Annotated in this window: 26 protein-coding genes; 17 read left to right on the forward strand and 9 right to left on the reverse strand. The window is 39.9% G+C overall.

The genetic code is table 11. The features are described 5' to 3' along the window. Positions 1–21 precede the first annotated feature (21 nt). Entirely contained in the window at positions 22–588 is a 567-nt protein-coding gene (gene efp, locus H5092_RS02405) for an elongation factor P (RefSeq protein ID WP_024596699.1), read from the reverse strand. A 41-nt stretch (positions 589–629) separates the two neighbouring features. On the opposite strand from efp, the gene epmB reads away from it, so the two are divergent. Beyond that, the gene (gene epmB / locus H5092_RS02410) at positions 630–1,643 is read left to right on the forward strand and encodes an EF-P beta-lysylation protein EpmB (protein ID WP_182694026.1); all 1,014 of its coding nucleotides are present in this window, start codon (positions 630–632) and stop codon (positions 1,641–1,643) included. A gap of 8 nt (positions 1,644–1,651) precedes the next feature. On the opposite strand, the gene H5092_RS02415 is transcribed toward epmB, so the two are convergent. Further along, complete coding sequence (locus H5092_RS02415; RefSeq protein WP_002960797.1) at positions 1,652–1,861, reverse strand: hypothetical protein; 210 nt, start codon at positions 1,859–1,861, stop codon at positions 1,652–1,654. 71 nt (positions 1,862–1,932) lie between these two features. Between H5092_RS02415 and H5092_RS02420 the strand changes: the two genes are divergently transcribed. Continuing rightward, complete coding sequence (locus H5092_RS02420) at positions 1,933–2,223, forward strand: hypothetical protein (protein ID WP_002960798.1); 291 nt, start codon at positions 1,933–1,935, stop codon at positions 2,221–2,223. Between the two features lie 49 nt (positions 2,224–2,272). Here H5092_RS02420 and H5092_RS02425 read toward each other — a convergent pair whose 3' ends face one another. Then, positions 2,273–2,764, reverse strand: coding sequence for a DUF3016 domain-containing protein (locus tag H5092_RS02425; protein WP_024606381.1), 492 nt, complete (start codon positions 2,762–2,764; stop codon positions 2,273–2,275). A gap of 276 nt (positions 2,765–3,040) precedes the next feature. On the opposite strand from H5092_RS02425, the gene galE reads away from it, so the two are divergent. After that, a complete protein-coding gene (gene galE / locus H5092_RS02430; protein WP_182694742.1) occupies positions 3,041–4,057 on the forward strand; it encodes a UDP-glucose 4-epimerase GalE in 1,017 nt (338 codons plus the stop codon). A gap of 692 nt (positions 4,058–4,749) precedes the next feature. On the opposite strand, the gene H5092_RS02435 is transcribed toward galE, so the two are convergent. Together H5092_RS02435 and H5092_RS02440 are read right to left on the reverse strand one after the other, a co-directional pair. Beyond that, complete coding sequence (locus tag H5092_RS02435) at positions 4,750–5,430, reverse strand: Fe2+-dependent dioxygenase (protein WP_002960803.1); 681 nt, start codon at positions 5,428–5,430, stop codon at positions 4,750–4,752. 89 nt (positions 5,431–5,519) lie between these two features. Continuing rightward, positions 5,520–7,700 (reverse strand): TonB-dependent siderophore receptor, encoded by a 2,181-nt coding sequence (locus H5092_RS02440; RefSeq protein WP_182732825.1) that lies wholly within the window; start codon positions 7,698–7,700, stop codon positions 5,520–5,522. A 217-nt stretch (positions 7,701–7,917) separates the two neighbouring features. Here H5092_RS02440 and H5092_RS02445 point away from each other — a divergent pair, with 217 nt between their 5' ends. The 6 genes from H5092_RS02445 to H5092_RS02470 are packed head-to-tail and all read left to right on the forward strand — an operon-like array spanning position 7,918 to position 12,903. After that, positions 7,918–8,691, forward strand: a complete 774-nt coding sequence (locus H5092_RS02445; protein ID WP_154904276.1) for a DUF3450 family protein — start codon at positions 7,918–7,920, stop codon at positions 8,689–8,691. Next, on the forward strand, positions 8,691–10,016 hold the full coding sequence (locus H5092_RS02450) for a MotA/TolQ/ExbB proton channel family protein (RefSeq protein ID WP_154904277.1): 1,326 nt from the start codon (positions 8,691–8,693) through the stop codon (positions 10,014–10,016). The genes H5092_RS02445 and H5092_RS02450 overlap by 1 nt, the downstream gene beginning before the upstream one ends. Further along, positions 10,009–10,389 carry a MotA/TolQ/ExbB proton channel family protein gene (locus H5092_RS02455; protein WP_002960812.1) on the forward strand — a complete coding sequence of 127 codons (381 nt, stop codon included), beginning with the start codon at positions 10,009–10,011 and terminating at the stop codon, positions 10,387–10,389. Before H5092_RS02450 ends, H5092_RS02455 begins: the two co-directional genes overlap by 8 nt. A gap of 4 nt (positions 10,390–10,393) precedes the next feature. Then, positions 10,394–10,798: a biopolymer transporter ExbD gene (locus H5092_RS02460; RefSeq protein WP_182732826.1), complete on the forward strand. Its 405-nt coding sequence runs from the start codon at positions 10,394–10,396 to the stop codon at positions 10,796–10,798. A gap of 1 nt (position 10,799) precedes the next feature. Then, positions 10,800–11,456: an energy transducer TonB gene (locus H5092_RS02465; RefSeq protein ID WP_154904278.1), complete on the forward strand. Its 657-nt coding sequence runs from the start codon at positions 10,800–10,802 to the stop codon at positions 11,454–11,456. A 19-nt stretch (positions 11,457–11,475) separates the two neighbouring features. After that, positions 11,476–12,903 (forward strand): lipopolysaccharide assembly protein LapB, encoded by a 1,428-nt coding sequence (locus H5092_RS02470; RefSeq protein WP_182732827.1) that lies wholly within the window; start codon positions 11,476–11,478, stop codon positions 12,901–12,903. A 450-nt stretch (positions 12,904–13,353) separates the two neighbouring features. Here H5092_RS02470 and zapE read toward each other — a convergent pair whose 3' ends face one another. Beyond that, entirely contained in the window at positions 13,354–14,463 is a 1,110-nt protein-coding gene (gene zapE, locus H5092_RS02475; RefSeq protein ID WP_182732828.1) for a cell division protein ZapE, read from the reverse strand. A gap of 59 nt (positions 14,464–14,522) precedes the next feature. Here zapE and rsuA point away from each other — a divergent pair, with 59 nt between their 5' ends. From rsuA to H5092_RS02490, 3 genes are all read left to right on the forward strand, one after another. Next, positions 14,523–15,221, forward strand: coding sequence for a 16S rRNA pseudouridine(516) synthase RsuA (gene rsuA, locus H5092_RS02480; RefSeq protein WP_182732829.1), 699 nt, complete (start codon positions 14,523–14,525; stop codon positions 15,219–15,221). A 386-nt stretch (positions 15,222–15,607) separates the two neighbouring features. Next, positions 15,608–16,261 carry a bifunctional tRNA pseudouridine(32) synthase/23S rRNA pseudouridine(746) synthase RluA gene (gene rluA, locus H5092_RS02485; RefSeq protein ID WP_182732830.1) on the forward strand — a complete coding sequence of 218 codons (654 nt, stop codon included), beginning with the start codon at positions 15,608–15,610 and terminating at the stop codon, positions 16,259–16,261. An 81-nt stretch (positions 16,262–16,342) separates the two neighbouring features. After that, a complete protein-coding gene (locus H5092_RS02490) occupies positions 16,343–17,293 on the forward strand; it encodes a DUF3530 family protein (protein ID WP_182732831.1) in 951 nt (316 codons plus the stop codon). On the opposite strand, the gene djlA is transcribed toward H5092_RS02490, so the two are convergent. Genes djlA through H5092_RS02505 form a run of 3 tightly spaced genes read right to left on the reverse strand, consistent with a single transcriptional unit; the run spans position 17,276 to position 19,828 of the window. Then, positions 17,276–18,142: a co-chaperone DjlA gene (gene djlA / locus H5092_RS02495; RefSeq protein ID WP_002960826.1), complete on the reverse strand. Its 867-nt coding sequence runs from the start codon at positions 18,140–18,142 to the stop codon at positions 17,276–17,278. The genes H5092_RS02490 and djlA overlap by 18 nt on opposite strands. 31 nt (positions 18,143–18,173) lie before the next feature. Further along, positions 18,174–18,830: an N-acetylmuramate alpha-1-phosphate uridylyltransferase MurU gene (gene murU / locus H5092_RS02500; protein WP_039485522.1), complete on the reverse strand. Its 657-nt coding sequence runs from the start codon at positions 18,828–18,830 to the stop codon at positions 18,174–18,176. Next, positions 18,827–19,828, reverse strand: a complete 1,002-nt coding sequence (locus H5092_RS02505; RefSeq protein WP_182732832.1) for an aminoglycoside phosphotransferase family protein — start codon at positions 19,826–19,828, stop codon at positions 18,827–18,829. The genes murU and H5092_RS02505 overlap by 4 nt, the downstream gene beginning before the upstream one ends. Before the next feature lie 100 nt (positions 19,829–19,928). Between H5092_RS02505 and lptD the strand changes: the two genes are divergently transcribed. The 5 genes from lptD to apaG are packed head-to-tail and all read left to right on the forward strand — an operon-like array spanning position 19,929 to position 25,678. Further along, positions 19,929–22,181 carry an LPS assembly protein LptD gene (lptD, locus tag H5092_RS02510; protein WP_039485527.1) on the forward strand — a complete coding sequence of 751 codons (2,253 nt, stop codon included), beginning with the start codon at positions 19,929–19,931 and terminating at the stop codon, positions 22,179–22,181. Positions 22,182–22,211: 30 nt separating this feature from the next. Further along, entirely contained in the window at positions 22,212–23,507 is a 1,296-nt protein-coding gene (surA, locus tag H5092_RS02515; RefSeq protein WP_002960833.1) for a peptidylprolyl isomerase SurA, read from the forward strand. A gap of 2 nt (positions 23,508–23,509) precedes the next feature. After that, positions 23,510–24,502, forward strand: a complete 993-nt coding sequence (gene pdxA / locus H5092_RS02520; protein WP_024589800.1) for a 4-hydroxythreonine-4-phosphate dehydrogenase PdxA — start codon at positions 23,510–23,512, stop codon at positions 24,500–24,502. Further along, positions 24,499–25,305, forward strand: a complete 807-nt coding sequence (rsmA, locus tag H5092_RS02525; protein WP_002960838.1) for a 16S rRNA (adenine(1518)-N(6)/adenine(1519)-N(6))-dimethyltransferase RsmA — start codon at positions 24,499–24,501, stop codon at positions 25,303–25,305. Before pdxA ends, rsmA begins: the two co-directional genes overlap by 4 nt. After that, positions 25,289–25,678 carry a Co2+/Mg2+ efflux protein ApaG gene (apaG, locus tag H5092_RS02530; RefSeq protein ID WP_002960839.1) on the forward strand — a complete coding sequence of 130 codons (390 nt, stop codon included), beginning with the start codon at positions 25,289–25,291 and terminating at the stop codon, positions 25,676–25,678. Before rsmA ends, apaG begins: the two co-directional genes overlap by 17 nt. Positions 25,679–25,685: the final 7 nt, after the last annotated feature.

Genomic DNA, 25,685 nt, shown 5'->3' on the forward strand with positions numbered 1-25,685 from the left:
TTTTATAAACAATGTTAAAGCTTACTTAACACGGCTTACGTATTCACCGTTACGAGTGTCTACTTTAATTACTTCGCCAATTTGTACAAATAATGGAACTCGTACCACAGCGCCTGTGCTAAGCGTTGCTGGTTTACCACCAGTACCCGCTGTATCACCCTTAAGGCCAGGATCTGTTTCAGTGATCTCAAGCTCAACAAAGTTAGGTGGTGTAACAGCAATAGGGCTACCGTTCCATAATGTAATTGTACATAAATCATTTTCAACTAACCATTTAACAGCATCGCCTAGTGCTTTTTCGTCAGCAGCAATTTGCTCAAATGTTTCGTTGTTCATGAAATGCCAAAATTCGCCGTCTGTGTATAGATACGCTAAATCTGTATCCATTACGTCAGCACCTTCAACTGATTCACCCGATTTAAAGGTTTTTTCAAGCACCTTACCAGAGATAAGTTTACGGATACGAACACGGTTGAACGCCTGGCCTTTACCAGGTTTTACCATTTCATTTTCTAAGATACTGCAAGGCTCGCCGTCCATCATAATTTTTAGGCCGCCCTTGAACTCGTTGGTGCTATAATTCGCCATCGTTTCCTCTATTTATATTTTTTCGAGTAATCTACATGCCAATGATACAAAGAAATGAAGCAAATTTGCATAAAAACTGGCAAAAAGAATTAGCAAATGTAGTTACCTGCCCAAAAACCTTGCTTGAAATGGTCGGTTTATCGAGCCAAGTCCATGAAAACGACCTAAAAGCCCGCAGTTTATTTCCGGTACGCGTGCCTATCCCTTTTATAAAAAAAATACGCAAAGGCGATCCAAACGATCCTCTTTTATTGCAAGTCATGCCACGCCATCAAGAATTTTTAAGTAAGTCGGGTTTTAATAAAGATCCCCTACTTGAGCAAGATAACGAACAACCCGGCCTTTTACATAAGTATAAATCGCGTGTTTTAGTAATGTTTAAAACCGGCTGTGCAGTCAATTGTCGTTACTGCTTTAGAAGGCATTTTCCGTATCAAGAAAACCAACTTAATAAAAAAAGCCTGCTTGAAACACTAAGCTACATAAAATCTGATGCCAATATAAACGAAGTGATTTTAAGTGGTGGCGATCCGCTGATGGCCAAAGACGATGCAATAAGTTGGTTTTTAGATGAGCTTGAGCAATTACCACAAATTAAACGAATGCGAATTCATAGCCGTTTACCAGTAGTTATACCGACGCGAGTTACCGATGAGTTATGTGAGCGATTAGCAAAATCGCCATTAAAAATTATTTTTATTAATCACATAAACCACGCCAATGAAATAGACGCTGATTTTAAAGCAGCTATGCAAAAGCTTAAACAAGCAAACGTAACGCTTTTAAACCAAGCTGTAATTTTAAAAGATGTGAACGATACGCTCGATGCGCAAATAAATTTAAGCGAAGCGTTATTTGACGCAGACGTATTGCCGTATTATTTGTATTTGCTCGATAAAGTTGAAGGGGCCAGCCACTTTGATATTAACGAAGAAGACGCTATAAAAATAATGGCAGAGCTATTAAAAGCCCTGCCTGGATTTTTAGTGCCTAAATTAGTTAGAGAAATAGGTGGTCAAAAAAGTAAAACACCTATCGATCTTAAGCTAATTTAAAACAGCATTTAAACGTATATATTTACGTTGTTACCCAATGATGCTGTTACCGATTTAGCCGGTGTTTGCGCACTTGACGATTGTGCAGCACCTTCAATAAGTGCAAGTGCTGCTGCGCCATCTGCTAGTTGCTGCTTTTTAGATAAAGCAGCGCTATAAAGCTCACTGCCTTGGCCTGAGCCAGAAACAGCGGGTAAACTTGTGCCTGATATATTCATATAACAAACCTGACTTTTAAATGTAATCCAAGTATTATGTCGGCCATGCAGTACAAAGCTTTAGGAAAACCATGGATTCAATTATTGAACAACTCAATACTAATTTAAAAATTGTTTATCGTCAGGCGCTTGATGCCGACAAAAAACTCGATGAACTACAACAGCAAGGCCATGGCAAATTTAAAGCCTTATTTGCACAAGATGCTGGTTTTAGCTTTGAAGCTAAACGCTTTAAGCCGTATGTTCTTGACGTAGCCGCTGACGTTGAAAGCTTATCTAACGATGGTTTTGATGAAGAAAAACTTAAAACAACCGTTATTAAGTTACAACAAATACTCACGCTGTTAGCTACTTTTAAGTAAAGATTTAAAAAGCAAAAATGCCGCTATTTAGCGGCATTTTTATTTTAAGTTAATCTAAACTTGGTAATATTTGCTCACCAAACCATTCTGTTAATAAGCGTTTTTCGTAATATAGTGATTCGTCGCGGCCCATTTTAATTTTATCCATAAAGCCCATATCTTTGAGCTCCACATCAGTATCTTTACTAAGCACTGTACCGTCGTTATCGGTTAACGAATAATTAAGCTTAATGCGTGGAAAGTATATTGGTTTTACTACACGAATTTCCTCCATACCACCATAACGCACATCTCCCGCTAAATCTAAATCAGTAAACTCTACGTTTAACTTATAATCTTTTGGTAGTTGCTCAGCTAATTTAGACATATGTTTTTCAAAACTTGCCGCAATACTTTTGTGATACGAGCCCTTAGCTTGGTTAGACGCTCGCACATCACGATAATCATTAAAGTCATTCCATTTAACAACAGACTCACCAGCATGGGCAAGCGCAGGTAATGCGATACACATTGTTGTTGCTATTTTTTTAACTAAATTCATATCTTTCTCCAAAGAGGTAACCAATCACAAAAGTGTGGATTGGAGTAAACCTAGCATTAGCTATTACTAAAGCTATATTAGCACTTGTTTATTAACTATAACTTAATCTTACGAATCAAGTGTTACTTGTTTTGCACAAAATGTAATCAAAAGTATTTAATGTGCTGATATCAAAAAAATACGATTAAAATCATATAAATTACAGATAAAACATGTAAATCACCTCTATTTATGGTGAAATTAACTTAATTGATAAAAGGTACCCACGGAGCTTTCATGACTATTTTAGTAACCGGTGGCGCAGGCTATATTGGCTCGCACACTGTTTTAGAACTTTTACAGCAAGGTAACGATGTTGTTGTTATTGATAATTTAAGTAACTCATCACAAGAATCACTTGCGCGCGTAAAAAATATAACAGGTAAAGAAGCCACTTTTTACCAAGGTGATATTCTCGATAAACCCTTTTTAGATTCTGTATTTGCAAAGCATACGGTTGATAGTGTTATACATTTTGCGGGTTTAAAATCAGTGGGCGAGTCGGTCGCAAAGCCAGTTGAGTACTATCAAAACAACGTTCAAGGTACGCTTACGCTTGTTGATGCGATGCGCGACGCGGGTGTATTTAAATTAGTATTTAGCTCGTCAGCCACGGTTTACGGTGACCCAGCAAGCTTACCAATCAAAGAAGACTTTCCTGTAGGCGGTACTACCAACCCTTACGGCACATCTAAGTTAATGGTTGAAATGATGCTACAAGATATCGCTAAATCCGATGAGCGCTTTGCGTTTGCTATTTTGCGTTACTTTAACCCAGTGGGTGCACATGAGTCGGGCTTAATTGGTGAAGATCCTAATGGTATTCCAAACAACCTTTTACCTTTTATCGCACAAGTTGCGGTAGGTAAATTAAAGCAACTCGCTGTATTTGGTGATGACTACGACACAGTTGATGGCACTGGTGTGCGCGACTATATACACGTTGTAGATTTAGCGATTGGTCATTTAAAAGCGCTTGATAAAATTGCCAGCAGCACGGGGGCATTAGTTTATAACCTAGGTACTGGTAATGGTTACTCTGTACTACAAATGGTTAATGCATTTATTAAAGCAAGCGATCAGGCTGTACCCTATCAGGTTTCACCTCGCCGTCCTGGTGATATTGCAGCGTGTTATGCAGCGCCAGAAAAAGCACTTAAAGAGCTAGGTTGGGAAGCAGTGCGCGGTATTGATGAAATGATGCAAGATACCTGGCGCTGGCAGTCAAATAACCCTAACGGTTATAAGGGTTAAGTAAAAACGGCAAGTGAGAAAACATAGAAATTATGTAGTTTTGCTTATCTAAAGCGCAGCGTCCTCTTAGCCTCTTTGTGAATAAATCACTTAAAATCTTATTGCACAAAGAGAAGTAAAAGAGGAGTAAATGAGAAGACATAAAACAATAGTAATTATGTATTTTGGCTTCTCTAAAGCGCAGCGCCCTCTTAGCCTCTTAGTGAATAAATCACTTAAAACCTTATTGCACAAAGAGAAGAAAAAGAGGAGCAAATGAGAAAACATAAAACAATAGTAATTATGTATTTTGGCTTCTCTAAAGCGCAGCGCCCTCTTAGCCTCTTAGTGAATAAATCACTTAAAATCTTATTGCACAAAGAGAAGTAAAAGAGGAGTAAATGAGAAGACATAAAACATAGTAATTATGTATTTTTACTTCTCTAAAGCGCAGCGACCTCTTAGCCTCTTTGTGAATAAATCACTTAAAACCTTATTGCACAAAGAGAAGTAAAAGAGGAATAAATGAGAAGAAACCAAAACCTAGAAATTACGAGCTTCGCTCGTCACGCCAGCAAGCTGCGCGTCTACAGGTAATTTAACTACAGCGTTAAGTTTTGGCTGTAAGCGTAGCGCTTACCACGCGAAAAGCGCAGCTTTTAATTACTTATATTTAAATACTTATATCCAGTATTTAATAACGAGTATCTTCGTTATGTCTGTGCCCACTGTCTTAGTAAGTTATGGTACACACCTGTTAATTGAATAATCTCTGGGCTATCTTCTACTTTGCTGCGCAAACTTTGAATCGACATATCTAAATCAAATAACAAACCACGTTTTTCGTCGCTGTTTACCATGCTTTGCAGCCAAAAAAATGAGGCTAATCTGCGCCCACTCGTTACAGGCATTACACGATGTAAACTCGTTGAAGGGTATAACACCATACTGCCTGCGGGCAGCTTTACACTGTGTGAGCCATAAGTGTCTTCAATAACAAGTTCACCGCCCTCATAGTCTTCAGGGTCATTAATAAATAACGTCATTGATACATCTGTACGAATTTTTACTGGCGTACCCGGCACTTGTCTAATTGCATTATCTACATGCACACCAAACGATTGCCCGCCTTGATAGCAATTAAATAACGGAGGAAAAATTTTTGCAGGAAGCGCTGCCGACATAAACAAATTACTACGCGCAAGTGCTGCCATAATAATATCGCCAAGCTCTTGGCATTCAGGACTATTTTCAGGTAGCTGTAAGTTATTTTTTGCTTTGGTTGATTGATGGCCTGCGGTAATACTGCCATCGGCCCACTGTGCTTTAAGCAAAACCTCATGGCAATACGCCACTTCTTCTTTCGTTAATAGCTCTGGAATTTTAACTATCATGTGCGCCCTCTCACATTTTCATCAAATAATTAAGGGCAGGTAATAGGCCTGCCCTTATGCTTACTTTTATTTTTTAATTTGTTTTAAAATTAAAAAGAGTAGCTCGCTGTTAAACTAAACTTACGACCATCACCTGGTACAAAGTGTCCACCACCTAACTGATCAACGTAATCTTTATCACCTAGGTTTTCACCATTAAGCTGCAGGCTCAAATCTTTTGATATGTCATACGCAACCATCAGGTCAAAAATAGTATAACCTGGCGCACGAGAGCGTGTTGACGTAGTGCCGTTGTAACGCTCACCTACATACTGCGCACCTAAACCAAACGATAACTTATCCGACATATCGTACGTAGTCCAAACACTTGCGCTATTTTTAGGCGTACGCGCAAGCTCGTTACCAACTTGAGTTGCGTCGTCGCCTAATGCTTCTGTTACTTCGCTATCTTGGTAAGTGTATGAAGCAATTACAGTCCACTCTTTAGTAATTAGGCCCGTTGCTGAAAGCTCTAAACCTTGAACGCGCTGCTCACCACCGAGTATTTCGTCACTTGAGCTATCTGCAAATGGGTCATCAGTACGGGCATTGGTTTTTTCAGTACGGAAAAGTGCAGCATTAGTTTGCAGGCGACCATCCATTAGGCTCCATTTAGTTCCTAATTCATAACTGCGGCTTTCTTCTGCGTCTAAATCAGCTGCATTTGAACGCGTAGATACCGTTAGGCTTTCAGCCGATGGATTAAATGAATTCCCCGCGCCTAAATATACACTGCCGTTTTCTGTAGGTTTATAAACTACAGCTGCATTCCAGCTAAATAAGTCGTCACTTGTAGAAATTAAAGCGCTTGGATCATTGTAATCGTTGTGATAATCCGTAGTGAAGCTATCAAAGCGAATTCCACCTGTAACTTCCCATTGCTTGTTAAGCGTCACTGTATCAAATGCATAAATAGCTTGGTTTTTAGCTTTAGCTTCAATGCTTGTACCGTCACGGCCGTACACACCCGTAAATGCAATTGTTGCATCAGGGTTGTATAAGTCATTGCGTATTCCATCTTCAATCAGGTTATCAAGCGTAGTTGCAACAAAGTTATGGCGTGTAAACGTTTCATTTGCAAGTTCAACACCCACTACTACGTCGTGAGTAAAGCCAGCAAATTCATAGTTACCAATTAAATCAACTTGAAGTGCAGCAAGTGAATTTTCAGTATCACGTGTTTTTTCATCTGCAAAGGTAATGTCAGTGTCTGTTGTAACCGAGAAATAACGCGGTGCAGTTGTTACTGATTCACGCTTAACTTTACCTAAACGACCTTGCACACGTAACGTAGTATTTTGAGAAAAATCATACTCATAACGAGCTGTTGTTGAGTAGGCTTCAATATCTTCGTAATCACGGTAAATATTACCGTAAAAGTTATCAAAGTCGACAGGAGAAGGTGAGCGTGCACTATCTGCAAGTTCAGCTACTGGCGTATCACTGTAAACCCAAGGAATACCATAATCTGGTAAATTGTCTTGGCGTTGATACTCTAGGTTTAAATCAAAACGGCTGTTTGTACCAAGCCCTGTTGCAAATGCAAACGCAACAGCATTTGTTTCGTTTTCAACATGGTCGCGACCTGCAACATCACCTTTATCAGTAAGAAGATTAATACGTAGTGCGCTTGTGTCGTTTACTTGAATGTTAGTATCAAAACGACCACGGTAATCGTTTTCTGTACCTAAACGTAGCGAAACGTCGTTAAAGTTGTCTAACTTCGCCTTTTTACTTTCTAAATTAACACTACCACCTGTTGCGCCACGACCAGAAACTGCAGAGCCTGGGCCTTTTGCAACTTCAACGGCTTCAATGTTGTAAATATCACGTGTGTAACCTGCAACATCGCGAATACCATCAACAAAAATATCATTTGTTGCACTAAAACCACGAATCGACATGCTATCGCCAGTAGGTGAGCCACCCTCACCTGCTGCTAAAGAAATACCTGAAACATTACGCAAAGCATCACGTAGGCTATCTACGTTTCTGTCTTTCATTACCGCTTGGTTGATTACTGTTACCGTTTTAGCTGTATCGAGTAGCGGTTGAGTGTATTTATGCGACGTTGATTTTTCTACAACATAACTAGACTCAGTTTTAGTTTCTGCTTTGGTTACCGATAGTTCTTGAACATCCTGTGCACTTGCCCAAGTTGAAAGCGTAGCTGTAACAACCGCTGCAATTGGCTTCACGTACGCATTTCCTTTATTCGATGGCTTACTCATGGTTACTCCGTAGTTTTTATTAAGCACTTAACTATTGTTAATTTAAGGTACATATTTAATTTCGGCGAAATCCTACCACTCAAACAAAGCAATGTAAACGATAACTGTTATCAATTGCATTGTTATGTGAATTCCTATATTGTATACACACTTAAAAATTAACAGTAATTACGTCCTTGTAATTGCTTGTCGTAACTTTCAGGATTGTTGTTAAGTAATGCGAAGCTTAATTAAACCAATTAGCGTAGTTATCGCGCTTTGTAGCACTATGGCAGTAAAAGCCGACACTGTTAGTGAGCTAGAACAACTCGTTAATAAATGGCTACAAATAGAAAATCAAAACACAGAATTAAATACTCATTGGCTTGAACAAAAAAGCAGTATGGAGCAAACCTTAACGCTTCTTAATGCCGAGCAGCAGCAACTTAGCGAGCTTAATCAGCGTAGAAAAAAAAGCACCAGTGAGCTTGCCCAAAAACGCGAACAGCTTGTAACTCAGCAATCAGAACTTGAAAATGATCAACAGCAATTAAATGATCAACTAGCACATATTTCTGGGCAATTACTTTCATTACAAGTGCAACTCCCCCCGCCCCTTTTGAGTAGTTGGAAAAACGCCGGTGATTTAAGCGATTCAAAACTCAGTACAACTGACAAATTACAAACAGCACTAAAAATGCTGACTCTACTTAATGATTTTCAACAACGTATTTCTATTCACGAAATGGCTATTAAGCATCCTGACGGGCAAGAAGTATGGGTTAAGCAGCTTTATTTAGGTGCTGCTCAAGCATGGTTTGTAAGCGAAGACTTAAGTTATGTAGGTATTGGTTTTCCAAGTGACTTAGGTTGGCAGTGGGAATTTGATTCAAGCATTAATGCAGAACAAGTTGCACTGGGTATTGCTGTACAGCAAAAAAAGCGCGCTGCTGATTGGGTAACACTCCCTATATTAAGTTATGTAAATAAAAACCAGCAAGGGGCTAAATAATGGCGAATAACAGCATAATTAAAGTATTTAGCGCCACAGTTTTACTTTTTAGTGCAAACATATCTTTTGCAGCTAGCAGTGATGATGCTAAGCAAAGTATTTTAAGTGATATTAAAACAGCGCAGCGTACTCTAAATAAAACTCAAAATAGCATTTCAAAAGAGCAAGCAATCCTTGCAAAGCAAATTTTTACCAAGCAGCAATCGCTCAGTAAATTACGCGAACAAGCAGCCGTTAATCGCCGCCTAGCTGACGAAAACACATTAAGCCTTGATCAGTTACAAACCCGATTAGACACTTGGCAACAGCAGCAGCAATATCAATTAAACTTACTTAGCCGTTTTGTACGCCAAAATATCAGCAATAGTGCTAGCAGTAACGAGTCGGCTAATAGCCAAAACGAGTTATTAAGCCGTGTTGTATCGCTAATTAATAATCAAGAGCAGGCACTTTATCCACAGTTAAAAAAACAATCGGTTGTGCTAAGTAATGGCGAATTAAGCCAAGCTAATACCCTTCAAGTAGGGCCTGTTGCATGGTTTAGTACGCAAACACCTAAACTTATGGGTTTATTAAATTTAGATGATGAATCTAATGCATTAAAAGTAGCGTTAGTACAATCAACAAGTGACGACAACCCACTCGATAATACTTTAAAGCAAAACGGTGTAGGCTCTACATTACTTACTTTTGATCCTAGTTTAACGCACTTAGTAACTAGCCAAGCCCAACAAGAAAGTCCGCTTGAACACCTAGAAAAAGGCGGTTTATGGGCTATCCCTATTATTTTATTTGCCTGCTTTGCACTTACCATTGCGCTATTAAAAGCCGCACAGCTACTACGTTTAAGTAAAATTAAAATGCACTCTCAAATGCAATTACAGCAACTTTTTAAAGCTGAAAATAGCAGTGAATTTGCAGGCATGCAGCAGCAGCTATTTAACTTAACGCTGCAAAGCGAAAAAGGACAAGTACGAGACGATCAATTATTTAATCAGTTAATTCATGATAAGCATAAACTCGATAACTTTATTGGCGCTATTGCCGTTACTGCAGCAGTAGCCCCACTACTTGGGTTATTAGGCACTGTTAGCGGCATGATCGAAACATTTAAAATGATGACCTTGTTTGGCTCAGGCGACCCAGAAGTTGTATCGGGCGGTATTGCACAAGCACTTATAACTACCGAGTTAGGTTTAGTTGTTGCTATACCTGCACTCGTTTTAAATGCACTGTTATCGCGTAAAGCAAAAGCGTATTACAGCCAACTAGAAGGCTTTGCATTACAGCTAAGTCAACTAGAGAAAGGAGAAACCAATGTTTGAGAAAATCGTTAGTAACCCTATTTGCTGGTGTATTCTTTTACTCGCTTTATTTGTATACCAGCTGATTTTTCATGACTTACTGCACCTTAAACAATACCAAGCGCAGCGCAAAGGTTATTGGCAAGAAGTTAGCTCTATTTTAACTGCAGCGCTTCCGCTACTTGGTTTATTAGGCACCATTGTTGGTTTGCTTGATACATTTAAAGTAATGGCGCTGGGCCATAACGAGTTAATGAGTGACGCCATTGGTGACGCATTACTAACAACTCAATTGGGTCTTGTGTGCGCTATTCCTGCGTGGTTAATGCAAGCGTATTTAGCGTATTCACAGCGTAATCCTAAATTACATACGTTAAGTAAGCAGTTAGGGTAACACTATGCAATCACGTTTAAAGCACAAGCTAGAGCAAGAAGCGGGGCAACATATCGATATGTCGCCGCTACTTGATGTGGTATTTATATTGCTAATATTTTTTATTGTTACAACCGTATTTGTACGCGAAAGCGGCGTTAAGGTTGATAAACCACAAGCCGTATCGGCTAGTCGTCTTGAGCAGCAAGTTATATTTTTAGCAATAACCGACAACCAACAAGTATTTTTTGATGGCAGCCAAATTGGTGTTGCTGGTGTGCGTAGTAGTGTCGAGCAAATGTTAAAACAGCAACAACGTCCTGTGGTTATTCAAGCTGATAAAACAGTACCTACTGAGTTACTTGTTCAAGTAATTGACGAAGCAAAGCTGGCAGGCGCGGCGCAAGTTAACTTAGCGACCAAGCAATAGTATGCACACGATTAACTCGCTTCAAAAAACAAAAAACAATCGCCATCCGCTGTTTGCATTTGGCCTTAGCCTCATTGTGCTTAGTGCTGCATTACTGCTTTTATGGCTTGGGCAACTTGCTGAACACCATATACAAGACAAAGTGGTTGTACGTGAGATTGCCATGGTGGCACTGCCACCTCCGCCACCTCCATCAATATCACAACAGCAAACAAGTGAGCCAATGCAAAGCTTAGCGGTAGAAGGTGCAGGCGCGTCAATTCAAGCCGTAAAAATTAAGATAAAGAGTGATTTAAGTATTGTAAAACCCGATACACCCAACGTAAAAGTAAGCGCGCCACAATGGCAATCAATGAGTGTAAATTGGGATGCATTTAGCTTAAATCAACTCGATGGTCTCCCCACTTTACTTACTCCCGTCAAGGCCGTTTTACCAAAAAGCTTAACCCGCCGAGGTGTTGATGTATTTACTGTAAAACTCGATGTATTTATTGATGAAAGTGGCAAGTTAAGTTTAATTGAGGTAGTACAAAACCCATACCCTGAACTTAAACCAGCTATCGACAAAATTATTAAACAAAGCCGCTTTAGTGCACCTAAAAAAGAAGGTGAAACCGTACGCGCTCGCTTTATTTGGCCAATCGAATTTAAACCTTAAGCCTATTAAAATGAAAAATATGAATATATTTAAAACGCTAAAACCATTAACTCGCGCAGTTATCACTACTTTAATGTGCTCACTCCCTTTATTAGGTGTAAGTAGCGTGCATGCAAGCGCTGCTAGTACGACATTAAAAAGTGCGCCACTAAAAGTAACGTTATCGCCTAGCGATCCAACATGGCAGTTGGCTATAAATAATAAATTACTAGGCCCTACAGAGGTTCTTATTGAGCCTACCGAGCGCGGTTTTGCTCGCCAAGTACAACCACTATTACAAGCCGGTAATTACAGTGAAGTTGCGGCGCTATTTAAAGGCCGAGATATAAGCCAAGATAGCACTGCTTTAAACTTATTACGTGCACAAGTTCTGCTTTCAACAAAAGACTTTAATAACGCTGAACTAGCTTACCTAGCGTGTTTAAAAGCATCACCTGATTTAGTAAAAGCTCACCAAGGTTTGAGCCTTTTATACATGCAACAAGCAAAGTATGATAAAGCGCAAACACATCTAGTTCACAGTATTGAACTTGGCCAAGCTGATGCACAAAGTTATGCGCAACTTGCTTATATACACGTACAGCACAACCAACCTTGGAGCGCAGTAGCGGCCTACCGCCAAGCGCTTATGCTAGCGCCAGAAACAAGCCAATATCAACAAGGTCTATTGTTTGCGTTAATTGAATCGGGTGATTTAAGCCAGGCAAATGCATTATTAAAAGAATTACTCAATAAAAGCCCTGATAAAGCTGAACTTTGGCTGCAACGTGCACAAATAGCATTACAGCTTGATCAAAAAAAGCAAGCGCTTGCTGCTATTGAAGTAGCCCTAAAACTCAACCCTAAAGATGCCAGTAACCAGCTTTTAGCAGCCCAGCTGCATTTAACTGAAGGCAGCACTGAACGCGCAGTGAGTTTATTAAAGCAAGGTTTAAAACACGCCACTAAACAGCAGAAAGTTGAGGTTATTAATACCACGATGCAAACTTTAGGCTGGCTAGTATCTCAACAAAAATGGGATTTAGCTAAAGAGCTAATAGGCAGCGCAAAAAGATTAACTAAGCAGCTACCCCGTGATGAACAAGCGCAGTTTTCTGTATACAACGCACAAATTGCTATGCAACAAGGTAATACTAAACGTGCTCTTAAAAGCTTAAATAACGCACTTAAAATAAACCCGAATTTAGGTGATGCCCTACTTAGTTTAGCGAGTATATATCGCAGTAAGAGCCAACTTACCCAAGCTAAACTTATGTATGTTCGTGCACAAGCTCTACCTGATTACCAACTATCGGCGTGGCTTGGATTATCGCAAATAGCAATTGATTCTAAAGACTACCCGAGCGCGCTAAAGCATCTTAGAAAAGCATTACAAGCCAACCCACAACGCCAGGACTTAATTACTAATATTCGCGCCCTTGAGAATATAGTGCGCCAAGAAGGGTAAGTTTAACGCCGTGGTTAAATTTACTTGTATAAGCACAGCTTGCTGGCTGTGACGAGCAAAGCTCGTAATTTCTATGCTTTGATGTTTTCTCATTTACCCCTCTTTGTGCAATAAGGTTTTAAGTAATTTATTCACAAAGAGGTTTAGAGGGCGCTGCGCTTTAGAGAAGTAAAAATACATAATTACTATTGTTTTATGTCTTCTCATTTACTCCTCTTTTGCTTCTCTTTGTGCAATAAGATCTTAAGTGATTTATTCACAAAGAGGTTGAGAAGGCGCTGCGCTTTAGAGAAGTAAAAATACATAATTACTATTGTTTTATGTCTTCTCATTTACTCCTCTTTTGCTTCTCTTTGTGCAATAAGATCTTAAGTGATTTATTCACAAAGAGGTTGAGAAGGCGCTGCGCTTTTCGCGTGAGCAAGCTCGTTTACAATATATATTAAAGCGTTACCAATTTTGCATTTCGACTATGCGTGATTGCGTGCGTGCATATTCAAAGCTCAACTTTTTACCTTTATATAAATGTTCAATGTCGGTTTGCGCATTTATTACTAGCAACTTATGGCAATCGTAAAATTCATCGACTAAGGCAATGAAGCGCCGTGCTTCGTCGTCAAATGTGTGCTCATCAAGCGTTTGTTTTTCGCGTTGGTAGCTATCTTCTATACCGTGAACAATAACTTTACCCGTTGCTTTAACGCCCATTTGCGGCACGTTCGATACATATAACACATTAAATTGCGTTGCTAAATACATATAATCGTTAGCACTGCGTGGGCCTGAACATAGCGCCATAAAATCAATCATCAAGGCATTATCGGCTCTTAATAAATAAGGTAAATTGCGCCCATGCACAGTAATTGTATTGTTGCATGTTACTACTGGATACGAAGCTAAAAACTCATTTTTAAAATCATGATTTGATAAATTAATAAAATAGTGACGGCTGTTTTTACCATATCTAAAGCGGTGATCGTCCTCCCCTGCCACGTTAATTATATGACAATGGTTATTAATTAAATCAATAGTAGGTAAAAACCGCGCTCGTTGTAGGCCGTTGTAATAAAGCTGCTCTGGCTTTGCGTTCGATGTGGCCACCAGCACAACACCTTGTTCAAACAACGCATTGAACAATCTGACCATAATCATGGCATCGCCAATGTCGCTCACAAAAAATTCGTCAAAACACAGTACTCGAATATTTTTAGCCCACTGTTTTGCAATTAGAATGAGTGGATTTTTTTGACCTTGTAGCTGCGAAAGTTGGGTATGCACTTGTGCTATAAAATGATGAAAATGCAGTCGCTGCTTTTGCTCAATAGGTAGGTTTTTATAAAATAAATCCATTAACATGGATTTACCGCGCCCTACGGGTCCATATAAATAAATGCCTTTTATTAAGGGCGCTTTTTGCCACCATGATGTGTGAGCTTGAAGTTGCTCGCTTAGCGTATTTAAAGCTTCCACCGCATTTTGCTGCGCAGCATCAAAACACAGTTCACCTGTGTCTATTTTTGCTTGGTAAAGGCTTAAAATTTGTGTGCTGTGCACTGTCATGGTATTTCACTATCGGCTATAATCGCGCCCATTGTAGCCGACTAAAAATGTGAACCAAAATGAAATTCCCTTGCCGCTTAGATAAATTTATTAGCCACTTAGCTGAAATACCGCGCACGCAAGCTCGCGCCAGTATTAAGCGAAAAGAAGTAAGCGTTAATGGCGAAGTAATCACATCACATAATTTTCAGCTAGCCCAGCACGATGAAGTACTGCACCAAGGTACGCCTTTGGTATTTTTAGGTAAGCGCTATTACATGCTAAATAAACCTGTTGGCTATGTATGTGCCAACAGTGACGAGCTTCATAAAACTGTTTTTGACTTACTTGATGAGCCAAATATGAGCGACTTTCACGTAGCAGGTCGCCTTGATATAGATACCACAGGGTTAGTTATTATTACTAATGATGGCGATTGGTCACATAAAATTACGTCGCCTAAAAGCAATAAATTTAAAACCTACCTAGTAGAAACTCAAGAGCCGATTACCGATGAAGCACTTGAGCAATTACGTACAGGTGTCATGCTGCATAACGAAAAAGATTTAACCCGCCCAGCTATTGCCGAGCGACTTGCTAATTACGGACTGCGTTTATCAATAAGTGAAGGTAAGTATCATCAAGTTAAGCGTATGCTTTACGCGGTAGATAACAAAGTGGTTGAGTTACATCGCGAGCAGATTGCGGGGATTACCCTAGATGAAAACTTGGCCAGTGGTGAATATCGATTATTAACACCCGAAGAAATTAAGTTATAAAAGCGCTTTAAAGGAGCCTAAGTTTGGATATACTAGGGCGTGTTGAGCTTTGTGGATTGAAATTTGTTCAATCTAGGGGCGATTTAATCGCGGCGCGAGGTTTGTAACCTAGTGGGCTAAGTAAAAATCGAGCAACAAAGAGTTAATCGCCCCTAGAAAGAACCCAAAGGGCAGAGCATGTTTGGCATTTATGCTGCGTTATCGCCTAATTATGGGGAATAACCACACTACATAGGCTCTGCCTTGCCTAAAAACCAAACATACTACTGCAAATTCAACCACCAACGTTCAACACGCCCTAACTAAAACAATATAGCCAAACTTTTACTTGAGCCTGTTGGCTTGCTCTACTAAAATAGCGCCCTTCAAAATTACTAAGGTCGGCCGTGTTAGTTAACTACAATCCCCCTATGAGTCCGTATTTAACGATACTTTTTCAGGATGACGATTTACTGATAGTTAATAAACCAAGTGAGTTATTAACTGTCCCAGGTAAAGATCCTAAACATGCCGACAGCTTAATTAATCGTGTTAATCGTGTTTTTCCAACAGCGAGAATAGTGCACCGCTTAGATATGGCGACTTCTGGCATACTGTGCCTTGCCATGAATAAAGCAGCGCACAGACATTTAAGTATGCAGTTTCAAGAGCGCGAAACAGCGAAACGTTACATAGCACGTATATACGGACACCTTGAAGCTGAAACAGGATCAGTAGATTTACCCCTTATTTGTGATTGGCCTAATCGCCCTAAACAAATGGTTGATCACGACAGAGGTAAACCTTCACTTACGCATTTTAAAATACTTGAGCGTGAAGAAGATGCAACCCGTGTAGAACTAACCCCCATCACTGGTCGCTCGCATCAACTACGTGTGCATATGTTAAGCCTTGGTCATCCTATTTTAGGTGATAGACTTTACGCCCATAAAGAGGCACTTGCTGCGGCTCCTCGCTTACAGTTACATGCACAAATACTGCAATTAAAGCACCCCGTAACTGAGCAAGTACTTACTTTTGAAGCTGAGCCAGAATTTTAACCGGCGCAAATACTTCGTAAATTATTAAACTTTTAGATAACCTTGCCGATACCTAACTAATTGTCATTAGTTAGGTGCGTTATGCTATTTTCACGGTTTTTAAAGGCAGCTTTTTATATACAGCTCAGCTGTGCGCTACTTTTAGCTAACCCTGCCTGCGCGGCTGAACATATTGCCCCACCTAGTTTATCAAGCATTGAAAATAGCGACATTGAGCGACTACTTCCAAGTGATGAAATAAAGCCAATATTAGCGGGTGAAACAGAATTTTTAAGCCTTTACAGCGAATATATGAGTAGTAATTTTAGAGGTATCGTAATACTTATACCCGACTGGCATTCTTCACCTACCAATAATTCAGGTATGGGCTACTTGCGTAAAGAGCTTAATAATTTAGGCTACAGCACCTACGCAATGACAGTGCCCGACATTGATTGGCAAGCAAGTAAAATGGCCAAAGCTACGCCTAACGAAGAAGATACAGCGCCTAGTAAAGCCGATGAACCTGCATCACCCGACACAGCAACAAACTCACAATCACAGCCTGCAAAAATAAAAGAAGAACCTCATTACGTTAATGCAATTGAAAAAGTAACTGACGACATACTTGATGACTATAAAATAAATCTCATTTCTCGGTTTAATGCGCTGTATCAAACCGCTATGGAAGATTCGAGTAATATAGTGGTTATTGCACAAGGTACAAGTGCGGGTGTGTTGTTGGAGTACTATGCAGATTTTCCAGATGAGAAACTAGATGCGTTTATAAGTTTAAGCAGTTACTTACCTAATACTAAGCGTAACGAAAGTTTGAGCCAAACAGCGTCACTTGTTACACCCGCCTTGCTTGATATTTACTACGCAAATGACAGCACAGACATTTTAATGAGCCTTAAAAATCGTCAGCGCTGGGTTGAGCGAAATGCAAAGTTTGATTACCGCCAACGCCAATTGTTTGGCCTGCGCGATCAACCTGGTCAACACGCACGCCTAACAAAAGAAATAGACGGTTTTTTACGCCGACTTTTTTAAATACTCATAAGCGGCTTGAATATCTTGGCTCTTTTTAACAGCCAATTCCATCATGTGCTTTGGTAAACCTTGCGATACTAATTTATCTGGATGATGTTGCGACATAAGTTTACGGTAAGCTACTTTTATATCACGCTGCGTTGCATCGCTATTTAAGCCTAATAACGCCAATGCTTGCGCACGATTCATATTATTATTTGGCGGTACATGATGGCCAGAACCCTCACGGTAACTACTACTTTGACCTTGGCTTTGTTGCTGCTGGTTAAAGCGCTGTTGTTGCTTTCTAAAGTTAAACTCAGCTTGATAACGTTTTAATACAAATGCAAAGTGTGTTTTAGAAATGCCTAGCTGTTTACTTACTTCTGCTAATAATTGCTTTTCTTGTTCGGCTAATACCCCGTCAGAAAACGCCATTTGTATTTGTATTTCTAAAAACAACTGTATTAGATCGTTTCGTTTAGCAAAGCGTTCTTTAAAATCGTGTACGGTTTCTTTAAGTGAAAAGTCGCTCTCTTTACCTGACTGAAATGCATGTTGTGCTTCGCGGCGTTCTTCGCCCTTTAAGCCCATTTCGTCCATGAACAAGTTAGCCGCTTTTATGTGTATTTCGCTCACTCGGCCATTCGATTTTGCAATGTGCCCCATGACAGCAAAGCAACTTGAAAAGAATAAAGCTTGGCGCTCGTGAACATCGTCACCACTAAATAAGCTAGAAAAACCGCCTGCTTTATCAAAGTTATTTTTTAAGCTTTTATCAAATAAATGACCTAGGTATAAACCTAAAATAGCACCAAATATTTTGCCAAACATAAAGCCAAAACAAAAACCGAGAATTTTTCCCCACATCTATAATACTGCCTTCTTAAAAATTGAGTTGTTACGCCTCAAGGCGCGTGTTTAATTGGTTTAAACGCTCTGGTGTACCAATGTCATCCCATTGCCCTATATAGAGCTCAGTAGAGACTAAATGTTCATTTAGCTTTTCACGTAAAATAGGTCCTAAAGGGCGAATACCTTGCGTTAATCCTTTAAAAAAATCAGCCTGATAGCGGCCAATCCCCGAAAAGGTATATTTTTGACTCTCGGCCGACAAATGGCTTAATGCAAAGTCGCCATCTGGGTTATGTGGCGGATTTTCTATAAGCACTATGTGCGCCTCACCGGGTTGTAAATGAAGTTGCATTAGCGCACTTACATCGTAGTCGGTGTATACATCGCCATTTATTACAATGAACGAGTCGCCCAACAACGGTAACGCTTCAATAATACCGCCGGCTGTTTCAAGGCCACCTTCAACTTCTTGGCTATAAAGTATATTTACGCCAAATTGGCTGCCATCTTTAAAATAGTCTTTAATTTTATCACCCTGCCACGCAAGGTTTATTACAATATCGGTAATGCCGGCTGCTTTAAGGTTATTTATATGGTGCTCAATAAGTGGTTTTTCTGCCACTTTTAACATTGGCTTTGGCATATTTTGCGTAAGCGGCATCATTCTTTGCCCGCGCCCTGCAGCTAAAATCATCGCTTTCATGAGTGCTCCTTTGCTAACTTTTCAGTCACTTTTGGCACTATGGTATTTTTTGTCCACTCACTCAATGCTTTAAGCTCTGGGTAATTTGCTGCTACTTCAATAATGTAATCAAGCGTCGGTAAAATATTATCTAAATAACCTGTTTTACCATCGCGTAAATACAATCGACAAAATATACCCGCAGCCTTTAAGTGGCGCTGTAATCCGGTTAAATCAAACCAATATTTAAACTCATCGAATGAAGTGTTAGTCAGTAAATTTTGAACTGTAAATTCTTGATAAGCAAAATCAAGTAAACTTGTTAATTCTTGCTCTGGCAATTTAAAGTAGCAATCGCGCAGTAGCGATACTAAATCGTAGCAAAGCGGCCCGCGTACAGCATCTTGATAATCTATAATGGCCCACTGGCCGTCACTATTCATAATATTACGGCTATGGTAATCACGATGAACGGTAACCGTTGGTTGCTCAAGCATGGCCTTTATTAATAGCTCTGAACTTGTTTGCCACATTATTTTTTGTTCGGCACTGAGTGGCTCATTAATAAAGTCGCTTACTAACCACTGGCTAAATATATCAAGCTCTAGCTTTATAAAATCTTCGTTATACGCTTGCATAGCAGAAGCTGTGGGCGTTTTTGCCCACTGAGCACTTAAACTAATTAATGCTTGGTAATGCTCGGTGCGGTTTGCATCATCAAGCATGTCAGCTAGGTGCGTACTGCCTAAATCACTGAGGATAAAAAAGCCCTGTTTCTCATCACTTGCAATAATAGTGGGAAGTAAAAAACCTTGCTCAACAAACACCTGGTTTAGCAAAATGTAAGGTTCGTTATTCACTTTTTTTGGATCTGAGTCCATCACTATTAAATGTTTATTATCGTGATTTAAACGATAATAACGGCGAAAGCTAGCATCCCCCGTGATCGCGTTTAAAGTATGCGACTTGGCATTAAGGTGTGTGTTTATAAATTGTTGTAAATTCTCAAAGCGTGTCATTTTATTAGATATCTATTTTTATAGGTCAATTACTGTAATTGCCATTATTTTCCTTTATTATGTGTATATTATATTAAACACAAAGTATTAAGGTCGATAAATGAGCAAAACCTGGGGCATATTGATGCTAAGCGTAGTTAGCGCACCATCGCTTGCCGAAACTGAACTGGCACACAACCTTTGTGGCATTTCAATGCAAACCAGAGCTTGGCAACCACTTGAAGGCCTTAACCTTGGTGAAGTTGATATCCAAGCTGATGATGTTGAGCTACTTGGCACTCAAAGCGCTGAATTTACCGGCAATGTTGATATTAACACCCTTAAGATGAGTTTGTCCGCACAAACTGCGTTGATAGACAAACAGCGTGGTTTATTAAATGCAACGGGGCCAATTACTTATCAAGACTACGTAAGTAAAGTAAACAGCACCGGATTAAATGCCGATTTAAATAATTCAGAAGTCAGTTTGTTAGGCGCCGACTACAGCCTAACCGAACAACAAGGTAAAGGCGGCGCTGAAAAGCTCACTGTTAATCAGTCTGGCCTATTACTCATGAATGCAAGCTTTACTACTTGCCCAAGTGACACCCCAGCATGGGAAATTGAAGCTGACGAAATAAACCTTTCACGCGAAGAAGGCTGGGGCGAAACATATAACGCCGTATTGCGTATTTTAGATACACCAGTTCTATATTTACCCTATTTTACATTCCCGCTAGATGAACGCCGTAAATCGGGATTACTTACCCCGACTATTTCAAGCTCTGACAAATACGGCCTTGAAACAATTACGCCTTATTATTTAAATATTGCACCTAATTTTGATGCCACTATTACGCCTCGTTATATGTCTAACAAAGGGCTGCAGTTACAAACAGAATTTAGATACCTAACAGAGCAACACGAAGGCTTAGTAGGGATTGAATACTTAGATAGTGATGATTCTGAGCCTGATTTGAATGAACGCTACATGTTTCATTGGCAACAGCAAAGCTACCTAGGTGAAAACTGGCGCGCAAACGTTGATGTAACCAATGTGAGCGATGATAACTACATCACCGACTTAACTTCAAACTACGCAAGTAAAACCGATACTCAATTGTATCGTACTGGTTCACTTACCCATTTAGGTGATACATGGCGCACTGATATTAAAGTGCAAAACTTTGAAGTACTCGGCGATCACTTAGAGTCATACACTGCAATACCACAAGTTAATTTTACGCAAACAGCGCCTTGGCGTTTTGATAATTTTGACTTTAGTGTGTCGGGCGAGATTAGCCATTTTACTAATGATTCATCAGAAGTGGCCATAGACAGCGCAACTCGTGTACACGTAGAGCCAAAAGCACGCTACAACTACGCTACGCATGCGTGGTCATTTTTATCTGAAGTGAGCTTATTACAAACTAATTATAAGCAAAGCGGAAACTTAACCGGCACGCAATACAGCGATACTGTATCGCGTACTATCCCAAAAGTACGTTTGTACTCTCAGCTTAATTTTGAGCGTGACGCATCTTACTTTTTTGAAGATGGTATACAAACACTAGAGCCGCAAATTCAGTATTTATATACACCTAATAAAGATCAGTCAGACATTGGCTTGTTTGATACAACCAAACTGCAAGATGATTATTATGGTTTATTTAGAGACGTGCGCTTTTCGGGTGTTGACCGTATAGCAGCTGCTAATCAGTTTACTTTAGGTGCGACAACGCGCTTATTTGATAAAAAACAAGAAGAAGTGTTTAACTTTAGTGCGGGCCAAATATTTTATTTAAGTGACGATGCCAAGCCAACAGAGCAAGGCTTAAACTCAGACACTAATTATAATGCACTATTTGCAGCTCAAACCATGTTACATTGGCACCGCCGTTGGTACCTCGCTGGAGGTATTCAATATGATACAGATGGCAAGCAAATGGTACAGTCAAATGTAACGCTTGATTATAAAGGTGATAATAATCAGCTAGTACAATTGAACCATCGCTATGCAAATGATGTCTCAGGAAATACAATCGAGCAAGCAGGTGTATTTACAAGTATTCCTATTAGCGACGAATGGCAATTTATTGCGAGCTATCATCGAGATCTTGAAAACAACAGAAGTATCGAAGTATTGAGCGGATTACAGTATGAATCATGCTGTTGGGCTATCCAAATTACTGGCCATCGCCAAATTGAAACTGATTTAAATCAGTCAATAGGACAAGAACAAGCAACTTTTGATTCAGGTATTAGTTTGAATTTTGTATTAAAAGGACTTGGCAGTAAAAGCCGTTATGATGCACAAAAATTATTACAACAAGGTATTTTTGGCTATCGTAGACCGTATTTTCTTAGTAACTAGAGTACTATCAGCAAGAGTAGTAAAAAGAATATGAATTTAAAAAAATTATTAACATCAGCAGTTTTAAGTGCCAGCCTTTGTCAAAGTGTAATGGCTGCACCAGTAGAAATAGATAAAGTTATTGGCGTTGTAAACCAAGGCGTAATTTTAAAAAGCGAAGTAGACACCATAATTGATCGTGTTAAAAAGCAAGCACAAGAACAAGGCCAGCAATTACCAAAAGATGAAACACTTCGTGTACAAGCTGTAGAGCGTTTAGTTAATCAAGCGCTTATGATGCAAATGGCTGAGCGTATGGGGTTACAAATCTCAGACAGCCAACTCGATCAAACTCTCGCTAACATGGCAAAAGAGCAAGGCGGAACAATCGCCGACTTACGCCGCACTATCGAAGGTTCGGGCGAAAGCTTTCAAGCTTACCGTGAAGAAATTCGTAAAGAAATCACAACGCAGCAAGTAACACGTGCAAGCGTTGATCGTCGTATTTATATTAGCGAACAAGAAGTTGATAACCTTCTAAAAATTATGGAAACCCAAGGTCAAAGTGCTGAAGAGTACGACATTGGTCATATTTTAATAGATATCCCTAACGATGCGACAGCTGACGAAATTGCTGATGCAAAAACACGTGCAGATAAAGTTATTGAGCTATTAAACGATGGCCAAGAATTTAAGCGTATTGCTATTTCATCATCAAGCGGCTCAAAAGCACTTGAAGGTGGGCAACTTGGTTACATGGGCATTAACGAAATGCCATCGCTTTTTGCTGAAGCAGTAAAAGGCCAAAAGAAAGGCGCTATTGTTGGCCCACTTCGCTCTGGTGCTGGTTTTCATATCATTAAAGTACAAGACGTTCGTGGTCTACAAGTTGTAGAAACAACTGAAGTACGTTCACGCCATATACTTATTAAACCTTCAATTATTTTAAGTGAAGAAAAAGCACGCTCAATGCTTGCAGGCTTTGCAAAAGACTTACGCGCAGGAACAGCCGACTTTGGTGAACTTGCTAAAGAGTACTCAGAAGATCCTGGCTCTGCACTTAAAGGTGGCGAGTACGATTGGACAGATCCAACTACCTACGTACCTGCGTTTAAAGATACATTACTTTCTCTTAAAGAAAATGAAATAAGCGAACCGTTTAGAACACAGTTTGGTTGGCATATTGTGCAGTTACTTGGCAAACGTGTAGCTGATAAAACTGAACTAGCTAAACGTAACCGTGCTCATGGCATGTTGTTTAACCGTAAATTTAAGGAAGAAAGTTTTAACTGGCAGCAAGAAATGCGCGAGCAAGCTCACGTTGAAATTTTCCCTATAGACCAATAAATATGACTCTAAGAATTGCTATTACACCGGGTGAACCAGCCGGTATTGGCCCAGATCTGCTACTCACGCTTGCTCAGCAAGCGTGGGACGCTCAACTTATAGCGATTGCTGATGGCAAACTATTAAAAGAGCGTGCAAAGCATTTAGGCTTAACAATAAATTTAATTGAATTTGATGATAATGCCCCCGCCATAGCAGCACCTGCGGGCAGTTTGTATATTCATCAGGTTGATTTAGGTGCGGATGTAGAGCTTGGCGTACTAAACGACGGTAACGGCCAATACGTGTTAGATACCTTGCGTATAGCAAGCGAAAAAAACATGGATGGCACGTTCGATGCGGTTGTTACAGGCCCTGTTCACAAAGGCATTATTAACAAAGCGGGCATTTCATTTAGCGGACACACTGAGTATTTTGCGCAGCAATCAAATACTGCAGATGTGGTTATGATGCTTGCAACTGAAGGTTTACGCGTTGCACTTGTAACCACGCATATTCCACTTGCGTATGTGTCGCGTGCCATTACTCCTGAGCGCTTAACTAAAGTAGCGGGTATTTTAAATCACGACTTACAAACTAAGTTTGGGATAGAAAAACCACGTATTTTAGTGTGTGGCTTAAACCCACATGCAGGTGAAGATGGCCATTTAGGCCGTGAAGAAATAGAAACAATCACCCCAACGCTTGAAATACTTAGAAGCGAAGGGATGAATTTAATTGGCCCACTACCGGCCGATACCTTATTTCAACATAAATACCTATCTGAAGCAGATGCAGTACTTGCTATGTATCACGATCAGGGATTACCTGTGCTAAAATACAAAGGATTTGGTAAATCGGTAAATATTACCCTTGGCTTACCATTTATCCGCACCTCAGTTGACCACGGTACTGCTCTCGATTTAGCAGGGACTGGTACAGCTGACGTTGGCAGTTTTGAATTAGCGATCCGCGAAGCAATTAAGCTCGCCCAAGAAAAAGCACAAAATCAATGACCGATAAAGTACATTTAGGACACCGCGCTCGTAAGCGTTTTGGGCAAAACTTTTTATTTGATGAATCTATCATCGATAAAATAGTCTCTGCGATTGATCCTAAACCAGAAGACAACTTAGTAGAAATTGGCCCCGGCCTTGGCGCAATTACTGAGCCAGTAGCCGACTTAAGCGGCCATTTAACGGTTGTTGAATTAGATAAAGACTTAGCACAACGATTAATTGAACACCCATTTTTGGGTCCTAAATTAACCGTTAACCAAGGCGATGCAATGACGTTTGACTTTGCAAGCTTGGTTCGCGATGACAAAAAATTAAAAGTGTTTGGTAACTTACCTTACAATATTTCGACACCGTTATTGTTTCACCTTTTTGAATTTTCAGATCATATTGAGCACATGCACTTTATGCTTCAAAAAGAAGTAGTAAAACGCATGGTAGCAGGCCCAGGTAGTAAAACATTTGGTCGCTTAAGCGTAATGACTCAATACTACTGTAATGCAATGCCGGTTGTTGAAGTACCACCTGAGTGCTTTAAACCAGCGCCAAAAGTTGACTCTGCTGTTATTCGTTTAATACCTAAAAAGCCAGAGCAACGTACAGCAAAAAGCGTTAAAATTTTAAACACCGTGTGTTTAGAAGCATTTAACCAGCGCCGTAAAACGCTACGAAATAGTTTAGGTAACTTACTTACCGCAGAAGAACTAACTAGCATTGGCATTGATATAACGCTGCGTGCTGAGCGCTTATCTTTACAACAATTTATTGATATAGCTAACTGGATTTATGACAACAAGCAGTAACATTGGATCGCCTGTAAAGGTATCTGTAGAAACATTTTACGTAGAAGGTCAATCTCAACCTGAGCTTGAAAAATACGTATTTGCTTACTCGGTAACAATTAAAAACCATAGTTTATGCAGTGCAAAATTACTGAGCCGCTATTGGTTAATTACCGATGCAAATGGCAAACAAGTAGAAGTTGAAGGCGAAGGCGTTGTTGGCGAAATGCCAGATATTGGCCCAGGCGAAAGCTATAAATACACCAGCGGTGCAATTTTAGATACACCTGTAGGCACTATGCAAGGCCATTACACGTTACGCAACGAATTTGGCTCTGAGTTTCAGGCGCCTATTAATGTCTTTCGTTTGGCTTGCCCTAACATTTTGCATTAAGCACTTA

The organism is Pseudoalteromonas sp. SR41-7 (genome assembly GCF_014163935.1).
Lineage (GTDB): Bacteria > Pseudomonadota > Gammaproteobacteria > Enterobacterales > Alteromonadaceae > Pseudoalteromonas > Pseudoalteromonas distincta.

What these genes read in the sequence shown, in the direction of transcription:
- H5092_RS02440 (WP_182732825.1), bottom strand. Translation starts at nt 7,700, where the DNA reads ATGAGTAAGCCATCGAATAAAGGAAATGCGTACGTGAAGCCAATTGCA.
- H5092_RS02465 (WP_154904278.1), top strand. Translation starts at nt 10,800, where the DNA reads ATGCACACGATTAACTCGCTTCAAAAAACAAAAAACAATCGCCATCCG.
- H5092_RS02425 (WP_024606381.1), bottom strand. Translation starts at nt 2,764, where the DNA reads ATGAATTTAGTTAAAAAAATAGCAACAACAATGTGTATCGCATTACCT.
- surA (WP_002960833.1), top strand. Translation starts at nt 22,212, where the DNA reads ATGAATTTAAAAAAATTATTAACATCAGCAGTTTTAAGTGCCAGCCTT.
- H5092_RS02460 (WP_182732826.1), top strand. Translation starts at nt 10,394, where the DNA reads ATGCAATCACGTTTAAAGCACAAGCTAGAGCAAGAAGCGGGGCAACAT.
- apaG (WP_002960839.1), top strand. Translation starts at nt 25,289, where the DNA reads ATGACAACAAGCAGTAACATTGGATCGCCTGTAAAGGTATCTGTAGAA.
- H5092_RS02490 (WP_182732831.1), top strand. Translation starts at nt 16,343, where the DNA reads ATGCTATTTTCACGGTTTTTAAAGGCAGCTTTTTATATACAGCTCAGC.
- epmB (WP_182694026.1), top strand. Translation starts at nt 630, where the DNA reads ATGATACAAAGAAATGAAGCAAATTTGCATAAAAACTGGCAAAAAGAA.
- H5092_RS02505 (WP_182732832.1), bottom strand. Translation starts at nt 19,828, where the DNA reads ATGACACGCTTTGAGAATTTACAACAATTTATAAACACACACCTTAAT.
- H5092_RS02445 (WP_154904276.1), top strand. Translation starts at nt 7,918, where the DNA reads ATGCGAAGCTTAATTAAACCAATTAGCGTAGTTATCGCGCTTTGTAGC.
- H5092_RS02470 (WP_182732827.1), top strand. Translation starts at nt 11,476, where the DNA reads ATGAATATATTTAAAACGCTAAAACCATTAACTCGCGCAGTTATCACT.
- H5092_RS02435 (WP_002960803.1), bottom strand. Translation starts at nt 5,430, where the DNA reads ATGATAGTTAAAATTCCAGAGCTATTAACGAAAGAAGAAGTGGCGTAT.
- rsmA (WP_002960838.1), top strand. Translation starts at nt 24,499, where the DNA reads ATGACCGATAAAGTACATTTAGGACACCGCGCTCGTAAGCGTTTTGGG.
- efp (WP_024596699.1), bottom strand. Translation starts at nt 588, where the DNA reads ATGGCGAATTATAGCACCAACGAGTTCAAGGGCGGCCTAAAAATTATG.
- galE (WP_182694742.1), top strand. Translation starts at nt 3,041, where the DNA reads ATGACTATTTTAGTAACCGGTGGCGCAGGCTATATTGGCTCGCACACT.
- djlA (WP_002960826.1), bottom strand. Translation starts at nt 18,142, where the DNA reads ATGTGGGGAAAAATTCTCGGTTTTTGTTTTGGCTTTATGTTTGGCAAA.
- rsuA (WP_182732829.1), top strand. Translation starts at nt 14,523, where the DNA reads ATGAAATTCCCTTGCCGCTTAGATAAATTTATTAGCCACTTAGCTGAA.
- H5092_RS02455 (WP_002960812.1), top strand. Translation starts at nt 10,009, where the DNA reads ATGTTTGAGAAAATCGTTAGTAACCCTATTTGCTGGTGTATTCTTTTA.
- lptD (WP_039485527.1), top strand. Translation starts at nt 19,929, where the DNA reads ATGAGCAAAACCTGGGGCATATTGATGCTAAGCGTAGTTAGCGCACCA.
- H5092_RS02420 (WP_002960798.1), top strand. Translation starts at nt 1,933, where the DNA reads ATGGATTCAATTATTGAACAACTCAATACTAATTTAAAAATTGTTTAT.
- murU (WP_039485522.1), bottom strand. Translation starts at nt 18,830, where the DNA reads ATGAAAGCGATGATTTTAGCTGCAGGGCGCGGGCAAAGAATGATGCCG.
- zapE (WP_182732828.1), bottom strand. Translation starts at nt 14,463, where the DNA reads ATGACAGTGCACAGCACACAAATTTTAAGCCTTTACCAAGCAAAAATA.
- H5092_RS02450 (WP_154904277.1), top strand. Translation starts at nt 8,691, where the DNA reads ATGGCGAATAACAGCATAATTAAAGTATTTAGCGCCACAGTTTTACTT.
- H5092_RS02415 (WP_002960797.1), bottom strand. Translation starts at nt 1,861, where the DNA reads ATGAATATATCAGGCACAAGTTTACCCGCTGTTTCTGGCTCAGGCCAA.
- pdxA (WP_024589800.1), top strand. Translation starts at nt 23,510, where the DNA reads ATGACTCTAAGAATTGCTATTACACCGGGTGAACCAGCCGGTATTGGC.